Source organism: Arthrobacter sp. OAP107 (assembly GCF_040546765.1).
Taxonomy (GTDB): Bacteria; Actinomycetota; Actinomycetes; order Actinomycetales; family Micrococcaceae; genus Arthrobacter.
Genome location: NZ_JBEPOK010000001.1, coordinates 2,291,514 through 2,308,624, shown reverse-complemented (window position 1 = coordinate 2,308,624; position 17,111 = coordinate 2,291,514). Strand labels below are relative to the sequence as shown.

At 65.1% G+C, this 17,111-nt stretch carries 16 protein-coding genes and 1 pseudogene; 4 read left to right on the top strand and 13 right to left on the bottom strand.

The window, feature by feature from the left end:
- Nucleotides 1-184: 184 nt before the first annotated feature.
- Together ABIE00_RS10825 and ABIE00_RS10820 are read right to left on the bottom strand one after the other, a co-directional pair.
- On the bottom strand, nt 185-313 hold the full coding sequence (locus tag ABIE00_RS10825; protein WP_354260072.1) for a hypothetical protein: 129 nt from the start codon (nt 311-313) through the stop codon (nt 185-187).
- Nucleotides 314-1,007: 694 nt separating this feature from the next.
- A complete protein-coding gene (locus tag ABIE00_RS10820) occupies nt 1,008-1,280 on the bottom strand; it encodes a DNA gyrase subunit A (protein WP_354260069.1) in 273 nt (90 codons plus the stop codon).
- Between the two features lie 369 nt (nt 1,281-1,649).
- Between ABIE00_RS10820 and ABIE00_RS10815 the strand changes: the two genes are divergently transcribed.
- A complete protein-coding gene (locus ABIE00_RS10815; RefSeq protein ID WP_354260066.1) occupies nt 1,650-2,039 on the top strand; it encodes a hypothetical protein in 390 nt (129 codons plus the stop codon).
- Nucleotides 2,040-2,174: 135 nt separating this feature from the next.
- Here ABIE00_RS10815 and ABIE00_RS10810 read toward each other — a convergent pair whose 3' ends face one another.
- Nucleotides 2,175-2,459 carry a DUF6278 family protein gene (locus ABIE00_RS10810; RefSeq protein ID WP_354263322.1) on the bottom strand — a complete coding sequence of 95 codons (285 nt, stop codon included), beginning with the start codon at nt 2,457-2,459 and terminating at the stop codon, nt 2,175-2,177.
- Nucleotides 2,460-3,499: 1,040 nt separating this feature from the next.
- On the opposite strand from ABIE00_RS10810, the pseudogene ABIE00_RS10805 reads away from it, so the two are divergent.
- Nucleotides 3,500-4,075, top strand: a pseudogene (locus tag ABIE00_RS10805) (recombinase family protein); the annotation flags it as partial.
- Between the two features lie 75 nt (nt 4,076-4,150).
- On the opposite strand, the gene ABIE00_RS10800 reads toward ABIE00_RS10805, so the two are convergent.
- The 7 genes from ABIE00_RS10800 to ABIE00_RS10770 all read right to left on the bottom strand — a co-directional run bounded on the left by ABIE00_RS10800 (nt 4,151) and on the right by ABIE00_RS10770 (nt 11,867).
- Entirely contained in the window at nt 4,151-5,362 is a 1,212-nt protein-coding gene (locus ABIE00_RS10800; RefSeq protein WP_502914282.1) for a multidrug effflux MFS transporter, read from the bottom strand.
- Nucleotides 5,363-5,504: 142 nt separating this feature from the next.
- Nucleotides 5,505-6,722: a Gfo/Idh/MocA family protein gene (locus tag ABIE00_RS10795; protein ID WP_354260060.1), complete on the bottom strand. Its 1,218-nt coding sequence runs from the start codon at nt 6,720-6,722 to the stop codon at nt 5,505-5,507.
- Nucleotides 6,719-7,498, bottom strand: coding sequence for a ThuA domain-containing protein (locus ABIE00_RS10790; RefSeq protein ID WP_354260057.1), 780 nt, complete (start codon nt 7,496-7,498; stop codon nt 6,719-6,721). The genes ABIE00_RS10795 and ABIE00_RS10790 overlap by 4 nt, the downstream gene beginning before the upstream one ends.
- Nucleotides 7,499-7,520: 22 nt before the next feature.
- The gene (locus ABIE00_RS10785) at nt 7,521-8,387 is read right to left on the bottom strand and encodes a carbohydrate ABC transporter permease (RefSeq protein ID WP_354260054.1); all 867 of its coding nucleotides are present in this window, start codon (nt 8,385-8,387) and stop codon (nt 7,521-7,523) included.
- Nucleotides 8,388-8,397: 10 nt separating this feature from the next.
- Entirely contained in the window at nt 8,398-9,366 is a 969-nt protein-coding gene (locus ABIE00_RS10780; protein WP_354260051.1) for a carbohydrate ABC transporter permease, read from the bottom strand.
- 50 nt (nt 9,367-9,416) lie between these two features.
- Nucleotides 9,417-10,640 (bottom strand): sugar ABC transporter substrate-binding protein, encoded by a 1,224-nt coding sequence (locus ABIE00_RS10775; protein WP_354260049.1) that lies wholly within the window; start codon nt 10,638-10,640, stop codon nt 9,417-9,419.
- 210 nt (nt 10,641-10,850) lie between these two features.
- A complete protein-coding gene (locus ABIE00_RS10770; RefSeq protein WP_354260046.1) occupies nt 10,851-11,867 on the bottom strand; it encodes a Gfo/Idh/MocA family protein in 1,017 nt (338 codons plus the stop codon).
- Nucleotides 11,868-12,076: 209 nt separating this feature from the next.
- Between ABIE00_RS10770 and ABIE00_RS10765 the strand changes: the two genes are divergently transcribed.
- Nucleotides 12,077-13,105, top strand: a complete 1,029-nt coding sequence (locus ABIE00_RS10765; protein WP_354263321.1) for a LacI family DNA-binding transcriptional regulator — start codon at nt 12,077-12,079, stop codon at nt 13,103-13,105.
- Between the two features lie 20 nt (nt 13,106-13,125).
- On the opposite strand, the gene ABIE00_RS10760 is transcribed toward ABIE00_RS10765, so the two are convergent.
- The 3 genes from ABIE00_RS10760 to ABIE00_RS10750 are packed head-to-tail and all read right to left on the bottom strand — an operon-like array spanning nt 13,126 to nt 15,172.
- A complete protein-coding gene (locus ABIE00_RS10760) occupies nt 13,126-13,749 on the bottom strand; it encodes an energy-coupling factor transporter transmembrane component T family protein (protein WP_354260044.1) in 624 nt (207 codons plus the stop codon).
- Nucleotides 13,746-14,471 (bottom strand): energy-coupling factor ABC transporter ATP-binding protein, encoded by a 726-nt coding sequence (locus ABIE00_RS10755; protein WP_354260041.1) that lies wholly within the window; start codon nt 14,469-14,471, stop codon nt 13,746-13,748. The genes ABIE00_RS10760 and ABIE00_RS10755 overlap by 4 nt, the downstream gene beginning before the upstream one ends.
- Nucleotides 14,468-15,172 carry a biotin transporter BioY gene (locus ABIE00_RS10750; RefSeq protein ID WP_354260038.1) on the bottom strand — a complete coding sequence of 235 codons (705 nt, stop codon included), beginning with the start codon at nt 15,170-15,172 and terminating at the stop codon, nt 14,468-14,470. The genes ABIE00_RS10755 and ABIE00_RS10750 overlap by 4 nt, the downstream gene beginning before the upstream one ends.
- A gap of 338 nt (nt 15,173-15,510) precedes the next feature.
- Here ABIE00_RS10750 and ABIE00_RS10745 point away from each other — a divergent pair, with 338 nt between their 5' ends.
- Nucleotides 15,511-17,109 carry an ABC-F family ATP-binding cassette domain-containing protein gene (locus ABIE00_RS10745; protein ID WP_331568882.1) on the top strand — a complete coding sequence of 533 codons (1,599 nt, stop codon included), beginning with the start codon at nt 15,511-15,513 and terminating at the stop codon, nt 17,107-17,109.
- Nucleotides 17,110-17,111: the final 2 nt, after the last annotated feature.

Here is a 17,111-nt window from a genome sequence, read left to right as displayed (position 1 = left end):
ACGACGGGCTGGACGTGATCCTGGTCAACGCTCGCGATGCCAGAAACGTCCCGGGCCCTCCCATGGGCCAACCCTCACTACTAACAACTCGCTAGTTTCTAAGCGCAGAGGTTTAGTGGCCAGCTTCCACGCTCTCGGCCGGCATCCTTCGTCCAGGGTCAGGCGGGAGTGCCTTCTGGCGCCGTCATTTATCTTGTCCGGGAGCAATGACTGAATGGATGGCATGCTGCACATGTAATGGCACGCTGGCCACGCCATTTTCGATTTGAACGATTGGTTCATAGTGGCGTAAAGCGCACAGCTCATTAGCCATTTGAATGGTCTCCTCGTCGGCGGAGGAAAGTGAGCTCGGTGCTCGATGATCTTGTCCAGAATGAGGCGGAGATTTCTAAGCTCCAGTGTTGATGCAAGGTCGAACGGAGCTAGATCAAATCCTTCAACGACCCTCGGCTCGTCCCACTTGTAAGGCGAGCCACCATCGCGCGGCACGTAATCGTAGCGTTTCGTCTCCATGACCTCGATTGGTCTCCCTCAGATGTCACACGTGAAGAGGTCGCCGTCAAAGGCAAGTCAAACGTCTGTCATCAGGTTTCGAGAGGCCGAAATCGAAGTCGGCCGCCTTCAGAAGGAACCAACTACGGGACACATCCGCCGAACTTGAGCCCCGAGGCTAGGATCAGGACTCGACGGGTTGCAACGGTCCAAAGTTGGGGGATGTGAAGATGTTCGTTCTTGCTATCACCGCGTGGGTCCTGTCTGGCGTGATCGCATTACTCGGCGTGAGCGCCGGGTTCCACCATTTGGTTCTACATGGAGCCATTAGTCGATACAGTGCCTGATCCGGCAAGCTACTATGTCGCCGCCGCGGCCGCTTCTTGGCACTGTTCGTTAGCTTGGTAGTAAGTGTCGGCGTGACTGTCCACGCAGCCCGCTACAACGCCGGCGGAAAAGCCCGATCCATGGCTAATCGACTGCCGAACCAGTAATCGAGGGAAAACACGAAGTCCTCAGCGGCTGTCACGCAACTTTGATCTAAGTTCTTCTGCATAGGAAGCCATCGCCTGACGCTGGTCTCGGGTGAATCTTCTGGCCTGCATGTCGAGGACAAACCGACTTCCCAGCTCTCCAACACCCAACAGCTGACCCACCCGACGTCTGGCTTCGTCCACGTCCTCTGAATCCTCAATCTCTTGGAAGACCTCGTCGCGCCGATCCATCGCCTGCACCAGAGCCTCGTGAATCATCAGTTGTTCCCTCGTCTGCCGCTCATCCTCATCCATGCCGCGATTCTTGCACGACGGAAGACATTGGGGCATTGTGCCCAGTTGGGGATCGTGAGCCCAAAACCCTCAATGGGCCGGGGAGGCGGTGTCTACCCGAGTCCTGGGAGGGGGCTTACAGTCAAAGCAATCAAATTGGGGGATTTGTGACGCAGAAATTGACCAGCCCGGACTGTGTCTGGGTTCTTTCAATTGGACTTTCCGGCATTTTGCCGCGTCTTCAACCCTGCCCGCGCCACCGGAGTCGCCAGGAGGTGGGCAGAAGTTGCTGGAACGGCCGTCACTATTACCGGCAGGACGCAGTGGCGGGATGTAGCCATGCAGCCCGGACCCTCCGAACTGCCCCGGGTGGACCCGATAATGGGCGGCATGGACCTGGAGGTAGCGACCACGTTGGCCTCCATTTTGGGTGAACACACCCAGACTCCAGCTTCTGTCTATTTTCTTGCGTGGGAGGGTTACGCCGACCTGAACGATGCCTACCGTGGTTCGGGCACTATCCTTGGCTCCTACGGCAGGCAAATGCATGTGCGGCATGGTTCGCTTGCAGATGTGGGCCCAGTTGCAGCGGCTCGTGGGACGGATATGCCTCTCTGGTGGATCCCCGAGGACTGTTCCTGGACAGTCGGCAACGACATCTATGCACGCAGCGTCTACGTAGGGGGATCTGCAGAGTGCATCGACGACATACTCCAACAGCCCTTGCTCGAAAGCGTTCGAGTGGCAGCAAGCGAGAAAGTAGTCGCGGAGGATTACTAAATAGCGCGGGTTTGCTGTGTCGCTCGGCCAGCGGCTCGGCTATGCGGTTCGAGGAACCGCCAGCGGACAGAATTGATACTTGATACCACTTCCGGCCGTTGCGAAGAGGGTCGGACCCAGCCGGCCAGTCTTCTTCTACAGCTCTCGCCCGACGACTTCGACGACGTGGGCATAGTTTTGTTCGAGGGTGGGTATCGGCGTAGCCAGGCGTCGTAGCGCGACTCTAACGACGTCGACGGCAGACTTCCTGGTGATACGAACCCGAGGGTATCCCTCCTCGACTACCTCCCAGTGGGCGCCGGGAACAGTGTGCGTGAGGAGATCTCCGTAGAACATCCCGATAGGGCGGGCAAATTCGGCCGTCAAACCATCATTGATGGCCTGATCAAGAGTGGCTAGGCTTTCTGCTTGCGTGGCAATGTTTGACCTCGCTCTTGAAAATAGCTGAGGAGTTCGTCGTATCCGCCGACGTTAGTTGGCGGGATTACCACAGCACCCGAAGTGACTGGCTTATATTCTGCGTACCTTCTTGGCATTCCCGCTGGCAGTTTCTGCAGAGGTTCGTCGGGATCTTCGGGTCGGCTCATGTGACTCTCGTGACAGCAAGGTCAGCTCGTTGATCTGGCTGCCGCCTTCGAATTTACAGTGGCTGCTGCACGTCGTAGACGCCGCCCCACAATGACGAATCACACTCTGAAGGAACGGACACATTCCCAAAGCCGCCGCCAAGTCCAACCACCAAGTCGAAAGCAAGGCGCTTGCCGGACAACCCCACGACGGCCTTTCCGTCCTCTGACAGGCGTGTCCCGGCGGGCCAGCGTAAGAGTTTCGGCTTTGACTTTGGGTCGTTGAGGGCGCCCAGTCCGAGGCAGCCGTCGGACTGCTTGATCAGGACTCCAGAGTATTGGGCGAGCATGGCGTCATCTCCATTGCGCCAACTCGTGACAATGAGATGTGCAGCAGCCGGTGAACTGGATACCGGAGCGGGACCACCGCCCGGTCCCTGGGAACATGCTGTCAGACTAAGGCACAGCATCAACGCCGCATCGCCTGCGACTGAGTGGGAAGCCGGGATTTTCGTGGCATTGCTGCCGTCTCCTGACCCGGCGGAAGACCTGACAGAAGAGACCGACAAGCAGCCATGCTGCGCCCCCAAAATTGTGTGCTCCCAAAGCGAGCTACTTCGCGCTCCTCTTTGAGCACAGGACGATCATCTGGCCAGACCAAATCATAAGCAACAGAACCCGAAAGATTTTTCCCCCCCACGACGCAAAATTGTCCCGAAAGGGGCCTGTTCCCATAACGTCCCGTAAGCCGGTCACTCATCGGACGCCCCGCCATCTGATCTGCACCGTTAGGTCTTGGCGGAGACAACCGTTCCGCATGAACAGTCCGGTGATATGTCCGGTGACGGGCTGCTATATGGCGCACTGCCACCCATGTGGCGGACCCTCCTGTTCATGGTTGAAATAAAGGTTGGCTACGCAAGGGTTTCCACCGACGAACAAGACCTCACTGTCCAACGGGATGCCTTGGCGGCCATGGGCGTCGAACCAGATCGTATCTATGTCGATCATGGCCTCACTGGCAGCAACACGAACCGCCCAGGACTGCGTGAAGCGCTGGCCGCGTGCCGAAGCGGCGACACCTTCATGGTGACGAAACTTGACCGGCTGGCCCGCTCCGTCCGGGACGCGCATCAGATCGCGGACGACCTCGCAGCGCACGGGGTGAAGCTGAACATCGGCGGGTCGTTGCATGATCCCGCGGACCCGGTAGGAAAGCTGCTGTTCAACGTTCTGGCCATGGTTGCTGACTTTGAAGGCGATCTCATCCGGGCGCGCACGCGCGAAGGCATGAAGATCGCCAAGGCCAAGGGCCGCCTGCGAGGGAAACAGCCTAAACTATCGGCGAATCAGGAGGCACTCCTGGTCCAGCTGCATGACGCTGGCGAACACACCATGTATGAGCTGGCCGAGCTGTTCTCCGTTGGCCGTGCCACCGTCTACCGCGCGCTCGACCGGGCGCGCGGTAGACGGCGGAAAAGAAGGCCGGCTCTTGACGCATGCATAACTAGAGCTCCCAAGGCAGACACCGCCGTCTGGCGCGCCCTAACGAGCCTCACCGCGCGTCCGAACAAGCCCAAGGCAGGCCACCGCCGCGGCGACCGACACCACAGTGACGACGCCAAACGGGAGGGCGTTCTCCGCCCCGCCGATGCCCACCAGCGGTGCGGCGACGCCGCCGAAGGCAAACCGGGCCAGGCCCAGCAGCGACGACGCGGTACCGGCGATGTCCGGATATCCCTTCAGCGCCAGGGAGGTCGCGGACGGGCTGGCTGCCGCCACGCCGCCAACCATTGTGAACAGGGACAGGATCACCGCAATCAGGGGAAGGTGCAGGAGCGCAGTCACGAGCAGTCCAAAGGAACCGGCAGTGGCCATCGCCAGCCCGATCACCAGCGTCGCCTTCTCCGACCACCGTTCGGCCAGCCGGCCGCCAAAGAAGCCAAAGATCATGAACCCCAGGGAGTTCAGGCCGAAGGCAAACGAGTAGCCCTGCGGCGACAACCCGTAGATGCCCTGCAGGACGAACGTGGCGCCGCTGAGGTAGGCAAAGATCGCAGAGTACGTAAAGCCCGTGATCAGCACCGCGCCGACGAACACACGGTCTGCAAGCAGGCGCCTGAAGTCCTGCAGGGTATGGGCAAATCCGCCAGCCGCCCGCCGCCCGGCCGGAAGGGTCTCCTTGAAGATCACCAGGCAGGCCACCAGGATCGCGACGCCGACCGCCGCGAGGAAGAGGAAGACACCACGCCAGTCTGTGACGGAAGCCAGCTGGCCGCCGATGACCGGTCCCACGATTGCCGCCAGTCCGCCGAGCACGGTCAGGCGGCCGTAGTAACGGAGGAGCTTGGCGCCCCCGTACACGTCCCGCCCTGCGGCCTGCGCAATCACGATGCCCACAGCCCCGGCGAGGCCCTGGACGAACCGGGCGGCGATCAGGGTCTCAACAGTGGGGCTGATAGCACAAAGAACGGACGTCACCGTGTAGGCGGCGACGCCGATCAGCAGGGGGAGCCGGCGGCCAAAGCCGTCCGACAGCGGGCCCGCAATCACTTGACCGATGGCCAATCCAAGCAGGCAGGCCGTGATGGTCAGCTGGGCGGTCGAGGTGGAACTCCGCAGCTCCGCCGTCAGCGCCGGCAGGACGGGCAGGTACAGGTCCATGGAAATCGGACCGAAGATGGTCAGCAAGCCAAGGACAATTGCCAACGGCCGTCCTACTGCCTGTTCGCGCGTGGTCACCGGAGCGTCGGTCACAGTCACGCTGCCTCCGTTCAAGGGGTAAAGGGCTGCCGTCAGTTCGACGGCGGTGATGGGGTGCTGTTCCACCTAACCAGCGTTTTACAACGCTGTGGGAGTCCCTGCTGGTACCCCCTCCACGAGGGACTCCCACCCCCGTCTACCCTTGGGCCGTGGAAACAGCCTGCCCGGAATACCCAGCCCGTTCCAGGGCCTCGAGCGGCGACGCCCAAGCCGCCAGAACCTCCCTGGCGGCAGGGACCTGCTCGACGGCGAGCGCGTGCCGGTGCGCGTCGTCGAGGACGTCCCTGATGAGCACCTTCTGCCCGGTCTGCGAGGACTTCACGGCCGCCTCGACCATCGCCAGGCTCAGGACGTTGGCGTGGATTTCGCCCGAGGGAACCTCGCCCGTCCGCAGGCTCCGGACGAACTCAGCCAGCGCCCCGGCGATCTCTTCCGGCCCGCCGGCCGAAGCGTTGGCGTCCCCGGCCACCGAACCCGGCACCGAAGAAGCTGAACCCAGCTCCCCGCCGTCGTCCTCCAAACCGGCCCCGGCTACAAGCTCCGCGACCGGCGCTAAAACCCCGTCCCACACCGCCGTTCCGTTGGCGCCGTTGATCCGCCAGCTGCCGTTCCACGAGGTCTCCAGCCCGTCGGCGCACCAGCTTCCGGTGTAGACAAAGCGCGTCCCGCCGTCCATCTCGAAGACGGCCGTGGCGGCCGCATCCCCGGCGTACCAGCTCCAGCCCGGGTTGAACTCCTCGCAGTATACGGAGACCGGGTTCTGGCCGAGGAGATACCTCGCGGCATCGAACGCGTGGATCGCCATGTCCACCAGCAGCACGTGCTCCATCTCCTCCCGGAAGCCGCCGAAGTGCGGCGCCTTGAAGAAGTCGCAGGTCAGCACCCCGATCTCGCCGAGCCGGTCGGCCTGCCGCTGGAAGGCGGCGAGCGTCCGGAAGTACCGGCGCGACTGGCTGATCATCAGCACCTGGCCCGTTGCCTCGGCCACCGCAGCCAGTGAGAGGGCCTCCGCAACGGTCGGCGCCGCCGGCTTCTCGCACAGCACGGGCAGCCCGAGGAAGTGCGCCTCGACGTTCACCGGATGATGCGCGGCCGGAACCGTCACGTTGACCACCGCCTGCGCCCCGACGGTGCCGGCCAGCTCGGTCAGGCTCGTCCCCACCGGTACGGAGCCGAGCCCCAGCTCGGCGAGCGCGTCCCGTGCCGCCTGCGGGTTGAGGTCCACCACGCCGGCCAGTTCGACGTCGGCCGACCCACCGAGCAGCCGCAGCCAGGCCCGGCCCATCCCGCCGGCCCCCACCTGCACCACGCGGACGGGCGCCGAAGGATCAGGCAAAGTTGCGAAGCGGCTCAATTCGCCATCGCCCCCTCGTAGCTGTGGCCGGTGTAGAACGCCTCGGTCTCGTACCGCAGCAGGACCGGGTCGGTGCGCTCGGGCCGGACGGTGCGGGCCCATTCCACGCCGTTGGCGATGACCCTGCGCACGTCCTTGTGGTAGTAGACCGGGTAGTCCTGGTCGCCGGGGCTGAAGAAGAAGATCTTGCCGTAGCCCCGCCTGAACGTGCAGCCGCTGCGGAACACCTCGCCGCCGGAGAAGGTGCTCAGGAAGATCAACTCGTCCGGTGCCGGGATGTCGAAATGCTCGCCGTACATCTCCTGCTCCGGAATGATGAAAGGGTGCGGCACGCCCTGCGCGATCGGGTGCGTCGGATCCACCGTCCAGACAATCTCGCGGTCCCGTTCGGAGCGCCAGCGCAGCGTGCAGGTGGTGCCCATGAGCTTGCCGAAGATCTTGGACCAGTGCCCGGAGTGGAGCACCACCAGGCCCATCCCGGCCAGCACGTGCCGGTGGACCCGGTCCACCACCTCGTCCGCCACCTCGGCGTGCGCGGCGTGGCCCCACCAGACCAGGACGTCCGTGTTCCGCAGCTTTTCCTCGGTCAGGCCGTGCTCTGGGTCGTCCAGGGTCACGGTCGCCACCTCTGCCCGCTTGCCGAGGTTCTCCTCGATGCCCTCGCGGATGGTGTTGTGCATGCCGTCCGGGTAGATCTCGGCCACGTGCGGCTGGTGCTGTTCGTGGCGGTTTTCGCCCCATACGGTGACGCGCAGGGGAGTGTGGTTCTCAATCATGAAGGGTTCCTTAGGTTGAAGGCTATTTGACGGCGCCGCCGGTGGCCCCGGCCGCGATGTATTTCTGCGCCAGGACCAGCAGCACGACGGCCGGCAGCGAGGACAGCACCGCCGTCGCCATCACGGCACTCCAGTTGGACACCTGGGTGCCCAGGTACTGGTAGATGCCCAGCGTCACGGGCCGCACGTCCTCGGTGGTGGTCAGCGTCAGGGCGAACAGGAAGTCGCTCCAGGAGAACAGGAAAGCGAACAGGCCCGCCGTGATGAGCGAGTTGCGGCTGATGGGCAGCACGATCGAGACGAACGCCCGCACCAGCCCGGCGCCGTCCACCCTCGCCGCCTCCACAATGCTGGGCGGGATCCGCATCATGAACGCCCGCATGATCAGGATCACGAAGGGGATGGCGTGGGTCGAGTCGGCCAGGATCAGCCCCGGGATGGAGTTGAGCAGGCCGAGATCGTTGTAGGCCGCGTAGAGGGCGTTGGCGATCACGATGCCGGGGATCATCTGCGAAATGAGGATCGCCAGCAGCGCGGCGTTGATCCAGCGGAACCGGAACTGCGCCAGCATGTACGCGGCGGGGGCCGCTACGGCCAGGCTGAACACCACTGTGCCGAGCGAGATGACCAGGCTGGTGAGCAGGTTCGGGCCCTGCTGTGCGATCGCCTTCTCATAGCCCTCAAAACTGGGGTTCAGCGGCAGGAAGTCCGCGGTGAGGGTGTTGCCGGATGGCTGCAGGGACGCGTTGACCATCCAGTACACCGGGAACAGCATCACCGCGAGGAGCAGAAGTCCGACGGCGGTGTGCCCCAGCTTGGGCCTGTTGGCCTTCCGCGGCCGCGGCGCGGCCGGCGCGGAGCCAGCCGTCGTTATTTCCAGGGTTGTCATGGTGGTCCTCTTATTCGTCGACCGCACGGCGGTTCATGCGGAGGTAGACCACCGCGAACACCAGTGAAATCAGGATCAGGATGTTGCTGAAGGCAGCGCCAACGCCGAACTGGAAGTTCACGAACGACTCCTGGTAGGAGCGCACGGCCAGGGTCTGCGTGGCGTTCGCCGGTCCGCCGTTGGTCAGGCCGAGAATGATGTCCAGGACCTTGAGCGTGTAGACGACGCCGAGCACCAGCACCACGCTGACCACCGGCCGCAGGTTGGGCCAGGTGATGTGCCAGAACGCCTTCCAGCCCGTGGCACCGTCAACCGCGCCCGCCTCGTACAGCTCCTCGGGAATCTCCTGGAGCCCTCCGTAGAGCAGGGTGACGTTGAAGGGAATGCCCACCCAGACGTTGACCAGGACCACAGCCAGCAGCGCCACTGATGGGCTGGTCAGCCAGGGGACAGGTTCCTGGATGACGCCGAGGTTCCGCAGGAATGCGTTGAGGATGCCGCTGTCCTGGTCGAGGATCGAGCGCCACGTGGCACTCGAGACGATCAGCGGCAGCAGCCACGGGAGCAGCAGCATCGAACGCAGGAAGCCGCTCAGCGGGAACCGCCGCTTGAAGAAGCTGGCCAGGGCCAGGCCGATCACAAACTGGCCGGCGATCGAGCCGAGCGTGAACAGTGCCGTATTGAGCATGGCAGGGGCGAAAAGGCTGCTCCCGACGGCCGTGGCATAGTTCGCCCGGCCAACCCAGGGCGCTTCTCCGGTGAAGAAGGTCCGGGTGGTGTACTCCTGCAGGCTCATGGCAACGTTCTTCACCACGGGGTAGCCGAAGAACAGCAGGAGGAAGAGCGCGGCCGGTGCCAGGAAGAGTGCCTGGACCAGGCGCTCCCGGCGGGAGCCCCGCCGTCGTCCTTCCCGTTCTGGCGTGACCGGGGCGGCGGGCGAGAGGCCTCCCGGCGCCGGGCTGGTGGTCAGTGTCGGCATGGCGCTGGCTCCTTTCCGCGATGAGTGCTGGTTCTTTGCGTCATCCCGGGCTACTTCCCTTCAGCCTTGCTGAAGGCCTCCTGCGGGGACGCCTGGTCGGTCAGCGCCAGCTGGATCGCCGTGTACATGACCGTCGCCGTCTTGGGCCATTCCTTGCCGAGCTTGCCGGTCCGGGACTGCGCGTGGGCCACCTGCTCCGTGAACGCTGCCATTTCCGGAACGGCCTTCACGTACTCACCGGCGAGCGCGGTCTTGGTGGGTACGGTAAAGCGTTCCTTGGCCAGGGCCAGCTGGTTCTCGTCACTGCTGATGCACTGCACCAGCTGGGCGGACTTGGCCTGCTTGGCCTTATTGCCGGTCTGCGGCACGGTCCAGACCTCACCGCCCAGCGGCGCCACCGGAGTCTGCCCCTGCGCGTTGACCGGGACCTGGACAGCCGCCCACTTGATGTCCGGCGTCTTGGCCAGGGACGGGATCTGCCACGGTCCGTTGATCATCATGGCGGCCTTGCCGGCTGCGAACTGGTCGCGCACGTCCGCCTGGCTCCAGTTCACCACGCTCTTGGACGCGGAGCCTGAGGACACCAGGCCGTCAATGAAGCCCAGCGCCTCAGCCACCTTCGGGCTCTTCAGGTCCGTTTCCTCACCGCCGTTGGTCCACATGAACGGCAGGAACTGCCAGCTGCCCTCGTAGGTGGCGATCGCGGAGAACGCCAGGCCATAGCGGTCGCCGGTTGTGAGTTTCGCCGCCGCCGCCTTGAGCTCATCCCAGGTCTTGGGCGGCTGGATGCCGGCCGCGGCGAGCATCTCCTTGTTGTAGAACAGGCCCAGCGTGTTGGCCGTGGGCGCCAGGCCGTAGACCTTGCCCTCATAGGTGGCGGCGTCCAGCATGCCCTGCGCAAACCCGGAGGTGTCCACGCCGAAGTCGTTCAGCGGGGCCAGCCCGCCGGTTGCCGCGATCTCCTGCACATCCGGGTTGTCCAGCATCAGTACGTCCGGCAGGGTCCGCGAGCTCGACCGCTGAAGAACCTTCTGGATGAGGTCCTTGCCGGGGACAGTCTCACGCTTGAGTGTCACGCCCAGCTGCGCGGCGCACTTGTCCAGCGCACCCTGGATGTGGGTCTTGTCAGGTTCGTTGTTGTAGTAGTCCAGGACAGTGAGCGAGTCGACCTTCTCGTTGGCGGACGCCTGGCTGCTGCCCCCGCCACAGGCGGTGAGGGCGAGGGGTGCGATGGCGGCCATGGCCATCAGGCAGGTGAGTGATGCTTTCTTCATGGGGGGCTCCTTTGCCGTGCTGTGGTTGTTTCGCTGGTTTGGGTTGTTCGGTGGTTCCGGTGTTCGGTTATTTGGGGCGCAATGGATCGGCCGGGCGGCCTGCGGCCGCTGCGGTTGGCGTTTGGTGCTTGGCTCGGGTGTTGGTTCCGGTGGGTGCGTTACGGTGCGTGCTTTGCGGTGCGTGCTTTGCGGTGACGGGAACGACGGCGGCTACGCGCCGGCAGTTACGTCCTGCCATTGGGCGTTGTTGGCGGCGCTGGTTTCGGCGGCGTCGAGGAGGCGCTGGATCTGCAGCCCCTCCGCGAATGATGGCTCTGGCTGTTCGCCGCGGGCAATGCACCGGGCGAAGTCGGCAGCCTGGTGGACGAAGACGTGGTCGTACCCGAGCCCGTGTCCGGGCGGCCACCACGCTCCGGTATACGGGTGATTGGGCTCGGTGACGAGGATCCGGCGGAAGCCCGCCGACTCGGCAGGGTCGGTGTGGTCATGGAACCAGAGCTCGTTCAGTTCTTCGAAGTCGAACGCCACGGAGCCGAGCGAGCCGTTGACTTCAAGCCGGACGGCGTTCTTGCGGCCTGTGGCGAAGCGGGTCGCCTCGAACGTGGCCAGGGCGCCTTCGACGGTCCGGCCGATGACGACGGCGGCATCACCCACGGTTACCGTGCCCAGCCCACCCTTGGTGCCGCCGTGCCCTTCGAGCCCGGGTTGCGCCTGCAGGCCGGAAGACGCGCCGGCGAGCGGCCTGGTCTTGACGAAGGTTTCGGTCAGTTCCCGGGCGTAGGCGAGGGCAGGGGTCTGCCGGTAGCTGAAGCCGACCATGGCCAGCGCCCCGTGGGTCTTGGCTTCCTCCGCGGCCAGGGTCATCTTCTCGGCCTCCGCCAGCGTGTTGGCGAGGGGCTTTTCGCAGAGGACATGCTTGCCGGCCTGGAGAGCGGCGATGGCAATCTCGGCGTGCAGGTTTCCGGGAACGCAGATGTCGACGGCGTCGATATCCGGGTCGTTCACCAGAGTCCGCCAGTCGGTCTCCACCCGGCCGATGCCAAACTTATCCGCAAAAGATCGGGCCGCTTCCTTGTCCCGGCCGCAGACTGCGGCGAGGACGGGCACAACGCCGAGGTCGAAAAACCGTGGTGCCGCGGTCCAGGCCTGGGCGTGGATGGAACCCATGAACGAATAGCCGATGAGTGCTATCCGAAGCTTCCCGGGTTCTGCTGTCGTGGACGTCATCGTCCTCCTGTCGAAGGGTAGGCCGGGTGGGACCAGAGGAGTTAAGCGGTTAACTCAAGAGCCAAAGTCCTGTCACGGTTCAATGTGTTGGGGGATGTCGAAACAACTGTGCATGCCGGGGTGAGGGGTTGTCAAGGAAAAAGTTAACCGGTTTACTGGAGGCCTGTCCTGTTCCCCCCGAGTCCTGAAAGAGGCGTTCTGTGCCCACCATGAGAGACGTTGCGAAGCTGGCGGACGTCTCGATCGCCACGGTGTCGTTCGTTATCAACGACACGAAGCCGGTTGCTCCCGCCACCCGGGCCCGGGTTGAGGAGGCCATGCTGCAGCTCGGCTACCGCCGGAACGCCCTCGGCCGCGCGCTGGCCAGCAAGCGCACCCGGATCATTGCCCTGCTATACCCGGCGCTGCAGCGGAGGCTCAGCGAGACCGCCGTGAAGTTCTTCACCAGCGCCACGCAGACGGCGAAGGACCTCGGCTACAACCTGGTGCTGTGGCCCATCAGCAACGACGCCGAACAGGTTGAGGAGCTCATTTCCAGCGGCTTCATCGACGGCGTTCTGCTCATGGAGGTGCAGCTGGACGATGCACGCGTGGAGCGGCTACAGGGATCCACGCTGCCGTTCGCACTGATCGGACGGACGCGGCATCCGGAAGACCTGCCGTACGTGGACGTCGACTTCGAGAATTCTATGATCGAGGCCGTCTCCTATCTGGAAGGACTGGGCCACCGCCGGCTCTGCTTCGTTGACAGCGGCGGGGCCGAGCATGCCCTGAACGGTTACGGCCCCGTCGTGCGCAGCCGGGCGGCCTTCGCCGCGGAAGTGGACCGCCGAGGGCTGGAATCGGTCCACATCTCGTGCGAGGAATCGCCGATCTCCGGTCAGGGAGCTGCTGAAAGGCTGCTCAGGACCGCCCCGGACACGACGGCCGTGATCCTCATGAACGACAACGCGTCCTTCGGCTTCATCAACGGCCTGGACAAGCACGGCATCGACGTTCCCGGCGACATGTCAGTCCTGCTGATCGGCTCGACGCCCGATGTGGCGGCCACGACGGATCCGCGGCTGACTGTCCTCACCCTGCCCAGCACCGAGCTGGGACGGATGGGTGTGGAGACGCTGGTGGATCAGCTCGAGGAACCGGGCGGTCCCATGCGCCAAGCCGTCGTGATCTGCCGTTTCGAGGAAGGGCAGTCAACGGGGCCGGCAGGGAAGAAGCGGTCGACGGCGGCCAGTTGAGACGGGCGACTGTGGCTCGCTCAGTCCTCCGGCTCACCCAGTCCGCGCGCAGCCAGCGCCTCGCCGGTATGGCGGGCGTAGGCGACAGTGGTGATGAATACCGGCAGGACGAGTGCTCGCGGGTTACGTTCCAGTCCGCGGGCGCGCGCCGAGTCCCGGACGTCGGCGAAGGCCCCGGCGATAAAGGGAATGCTCCGCAGCATGATGGCGATGGTCAGGGCGAAGCGCTCGGGGTCCGCACCGAAGCGCCGGAACGGGCGGGCGAGGGACACCACGCCGTCGAGCAGCCGGTGCAGCGGCGTGGTGGCGGTCAGCAGGGACGCTGCCACGACGCACAGCAGGATGTTCAGGACGATCCGCGCGGCAACGGACCCGCCCAGCTGCCACCACTGGAACGCGCCGATGACCAGCAGGATCGGCAGCAGCGGCCGCACCGCGCGGAAAAGGCGCACGGCCCCGGCGCCACTGAGCAGGAACAGCGCGCACATCACGCCGAGGGCTCCGGCGGCCAGCCGCCAGTCGACTATCAGGAACGAGGCCATTCCGCAGGCCAGGACCAGCAGGAACTTCAGCCACAGCGGCATGCGGTGGATCAGTGACGTGCCGGGCACGTAGTTGGCGAGCAGGAAGCCGTGGCCCCTCACCGGAAGTCCCCGCCTGACAGGCTCCGCGCGGAAAGCGAGCGGTAATGCTCGACGGCGGCGGCAGCAGCGCCGTCGTACGCTATCCGTCCGGCTTCGACCACCAAAACCCGGTCCATGTCCAGCGCCAGCTCCAGGTCATGGGTGGACATGACGATCTGCTGGCTCAGCCCGGCGAGAGTGCGGCGCAGCAGTTCGCGGTTCCGGAGGTCCAGGAGCGTGGAGGGCTCGTCCAGCACCAGGATTCCAGGTTCCACCGCCAGCACGGATGCCAGTGCCAGGAGCTGCCGTTCGCCGCCGGAGAGTTCGTAGATGCTCTGGTCAGCCAGCGGCAGGAGCCCGAAGCGGTCCAGCGCGGCGGTGGCCTGCTCCCGGCGCTCCCTGCCATTCCGCACCGAGCGCCGGAGCGAGAGTTCCACGTCCTCGCGGCCGGTGGGCATGACCAGCTGGGAAAGGGGATCGGTGAACACGAAGCCCACCTGCCGGCGCACGGCGCTTACGTTGCGGAGGGTGTCGGCGCCGTTGACCGTCACGGTCCCTTCGGTGGGGGCCACGAGTCCGTTGAGAAGGCGGAGCAGGGTGGACTTGCCGGAACCGTTGGCACCGATCACACCGATCCGCTGCTCGGTGAGCTCCAGCGAGAGGTCCTGCAGCAGGACTTTGGGGTCAGGGCGGCCGTCCACGGCCACGCTGACCCCTGCGTTCCTGAGGGAGACGGTGCTCACTGCTGGGTGGTTGCTTTCGGCTCCGTGGCTTCCGGCGTTGTTGCCTCCGGCCTGGCAGCCTGCTGCGTGGCCGGCTGCTGCGGGAGCTTCCGGACGCGGCGGACCAGCAGGTCGGGGAACGCCTTGTGCAGGGCGGTGGCCACCGCAACGGCGAGGACGTTCTTGATGATGTCACCCGGGTAGAAGGGGAGGTCGGCCAGGACCGCCTTGTCGAAGTCCAGCTTGGCGTTGACCATCATGCCGGCGACGCCCAGTCCGTGGATCAGCACGATGCTGGCGGCCATGGCGGCGGCGAACAGGAACACGGCACGGAACTTGACCGTGCGGCGGACGACGACGGCGGCCAGCCAGCCCACCGCTGCGGCGGCAAGCGGGAAGGCGATGATGTAACCGGCAGACGGTCCGGCCAGGATGCCCAGTCCGCTGCGGCCACCGCTGAAAATGGGGAGCCCGGCGAGCCCAAGGAGGGTGTAGAGGCCGACGGCGGCGAACGCGCGGCCGGGGCCAAGGGCAAGGCCGGTCAGTATGACGGCGAGGGTCTGGAGCGTGATGGGGACGCCGAGGCCACCCACGGGGATGGCGGCCACCAGGGCTGACGCCGCCACGAGCGCGGCGAAGACTGCGATGAGTCCGAGGTCGGTGGCGTTCCAGCGGCTGCGCTTTGCCGGCTGCACGGTGCCGGCGGAATGGGTCTGGGTCATGGGAGGTCCTGTCGGAGGGGTACAAACAATTATCAGCTGTTCTCGACGTTACTGGTCCGGGATTAGCCGCATTTTGTTGCTGTTCTACAAGAGGGACTGCCCGGGGTCTGGTGCTAGGCACAAATACTCCGCTCTGCTTGGCCGGGAAGCCACTGCTCCGGGTGGATTGGGAAGGTGCTCGTGCGGGCGGGGAAGAGGTGTTCTGGCCGGGTTGCCCCGGCCGGTAGACTTGGACAGGCCGTTCTCCGGCCGGCATCCCCGGCGTTCCATACTTCGCGCCGCGCGGCATGCAATCCGCCGTGCTGCGGCATTCCCTGTTGTGAAAGGCCTTACCTGCTGTGATTACCGTTCAGGAACTTGAACTCCGTGCCGGCGCCCGCCTGCTCATGGACCAGGTGAGCTTCCGCATCGACAAGGGTGACAAGATCGGCCTCGTGGGCCGCAACGGCGCCGGCAAGACGACGCTGACCCGCGTGCTGGCCGGCGAAGGCCTGCCCGCCGCCGGCAAGGTGACCCGCAGCGGCGAAATCGGCTACCTGCCCCAGGACCCGCGCACCCCGGACATGGAGCAGCTGGCGCGGGACCGCATTCTGTCCGCCCGAGGCCTGGACGTCGTCGTCGGCAAGCTGAAGAAGGCGCAGGCGGACATGGCCAGCGAGGACCCGGAGGTCCAGCGCAAGGCGATGGGCCGGTATGACCGGCTCGAGGCCGAATTCCTGTCCGGCGGCGGATACGCGGCGGAAGCCGAAGCGGCCGCTATCTCCTCCAACCTGGCACTGCCGGAACGGATCCTCAACCAGCCGCTCAAAACCCTGTCCGGTGGCCAGCGCCGCCGTGTGGAACTGGCGCGCATCCTCTACTCCGGCGCGGAAACCATGCTGCTGGATGAGCCCACCAACCACCTCGACGCGGATTCCATCTCCTGGCTCCGCGACTTCCTCAAGAACCACCAGGGCGGCCTGATCGTGATCAGCCACGACGTGGAACTGCTGGAGGCCACCGTCAACAAGGTGTACCACCTGGACGCGAACCGGGCGCAGATCGATTTCTACAACATGGGGTGGAAGCGCTACCTGCAGCAGCGCGAGACGGACGAGCGTGCCCGCAAGCGCGAACGCGCCAACGCCGAGAAAAAGGCGCAGGTCCTGATGGACCAGGCCAACAAAATGCGCGCCAAGGCCACCAAGGCCGTCGCCGCGCAGAACATGGCCAAGCGCGCCGAGCGGCTGCTCAGCGGCCTGGAAGCCGTCCGCGAGCACGACCGCGTGGCAGCGCTGCGGTTCCCGGACCCGTCGCCGTGTGGCCGGACCCCGCTGACCGCCGAGGGCCTGAGCAAGTCCTACGGTTCGCTGGAGATCTTCACCGATGTGGACCTCGCCATCGACCGTGGCTCCAAGGTGGTCATCCTCGGGCTCAACGGTGCCGGCAAGACCACGCTGCTGCGGATGCTGGCGGGCGTGGACCGGCCGGACACCGGCGATATCGTCCCCGGGCACGGGCTCAAAGTGGGCTACTACGCCCAGGAGCACGAGACCCTGGACCACGACCGGACAGTCCTCGAGAACATGCGCTCCTCCGCGCCGGACATGAAGGACGCTGAGGTCCGCGGCATCCTGGGCTCGTTCCTGTTCTCCGGTGACGACGTCGACAAGCCCGCCGGCGTTCTCTCCGGCGGTGAGAAGACCCGTCTGGCGCTGGCCACCATCGTGGCCTCCAGCGCCAACGTCCTCCTGTTGGACGAGCCCACCAACAACCTCGACCCCGCCAGCCGTGCAGAGATCCTGGGAGCACTGCGCAATTACACCGGCGCCGTCGTCCTGGTCAGCCACGACGAAGGCGCCGTAGAGGCACTCAACCCGGAGCGCGTGGTGCTGCTGCCCGACGGTGTTGAGGACCTCTGGAACGAGGACTACCTGGACCTCATCACGCTGGCGTAGTT

Bases quoted from the DNA above. Each gene is read 5' to 3' on its own strand.
- ABIE00_RS10825 (WP_354260072.1), bottom strand. From the start codon at position 313: ATGGCTAATGAGCTGTGCGCTTTACGCCACTATGAACCAATCGTTCAA.
- ABIE00_RS10820 (WP_354260069.1), bottom strand. From the start codon at position 1,280: ATGGATGAGGATGAGCGGCAGACGAGGGAACAACTGATGATTCACGAG.
- ABIE00_RS10815 (WP_354260066.1), top strand. From the start codon at position 1,650: ATGGACCTGGAGGTAGCGACCACGTTGGCCTCCATTTTGGGTGAACAC.
- ABIE00_RS10790 (WP_354260057.1), bottom strand. From the start codon at position 7,498: ATGATTGAGAACCACACTCCCCTGCGCGTCACCGTATGGGGCGAAAAC.
- ABIE00_RS10785 (WP_354260054.1), bottom strand. From the start codon at position 8,387: ATGACAACCCTGGAAATAACGACGGCTGGCTCCGCGCCGGCCGCGCCG.
- ABIE00_RS10780 (WP_354260051.1), bottom strand. From the start codon at position 9,366: ATGCCGACACTGACCACCAGCCCGGCGCCGGGAGGCCTCTCGCCCGCC.
- ABIE00_RS10775 (WP_354260049.1), bottom strand. From the start codon at position 10,640: ATGAAGAAAGCATCACTCACCTGCCTGATGGCCATGGCCGCCATCGCA.
- ABIE00_RS10770 (WP_354260046.1), bottom strand. From the start codon at position 11,867: ATGACGTCCACGACAGCAGAACCCGGGAAGCTTCGGATAGCACTCATC.
- ABIE00_RS10765 (WP_354263321.1), top strand. From the start codon at position 12,077: ATGAGAGACGTTGCGAAGCTGGCGGACGTCTCGATCGCCACGGTGTCG.
- ABIE00_RS10750 (WP_354260038.1), bottom strand. From the start codon at position 15,172: ATGACCCAGACCCATTCCGCCGGCACCGTGCAGCCGGCAAAGCGCAGC.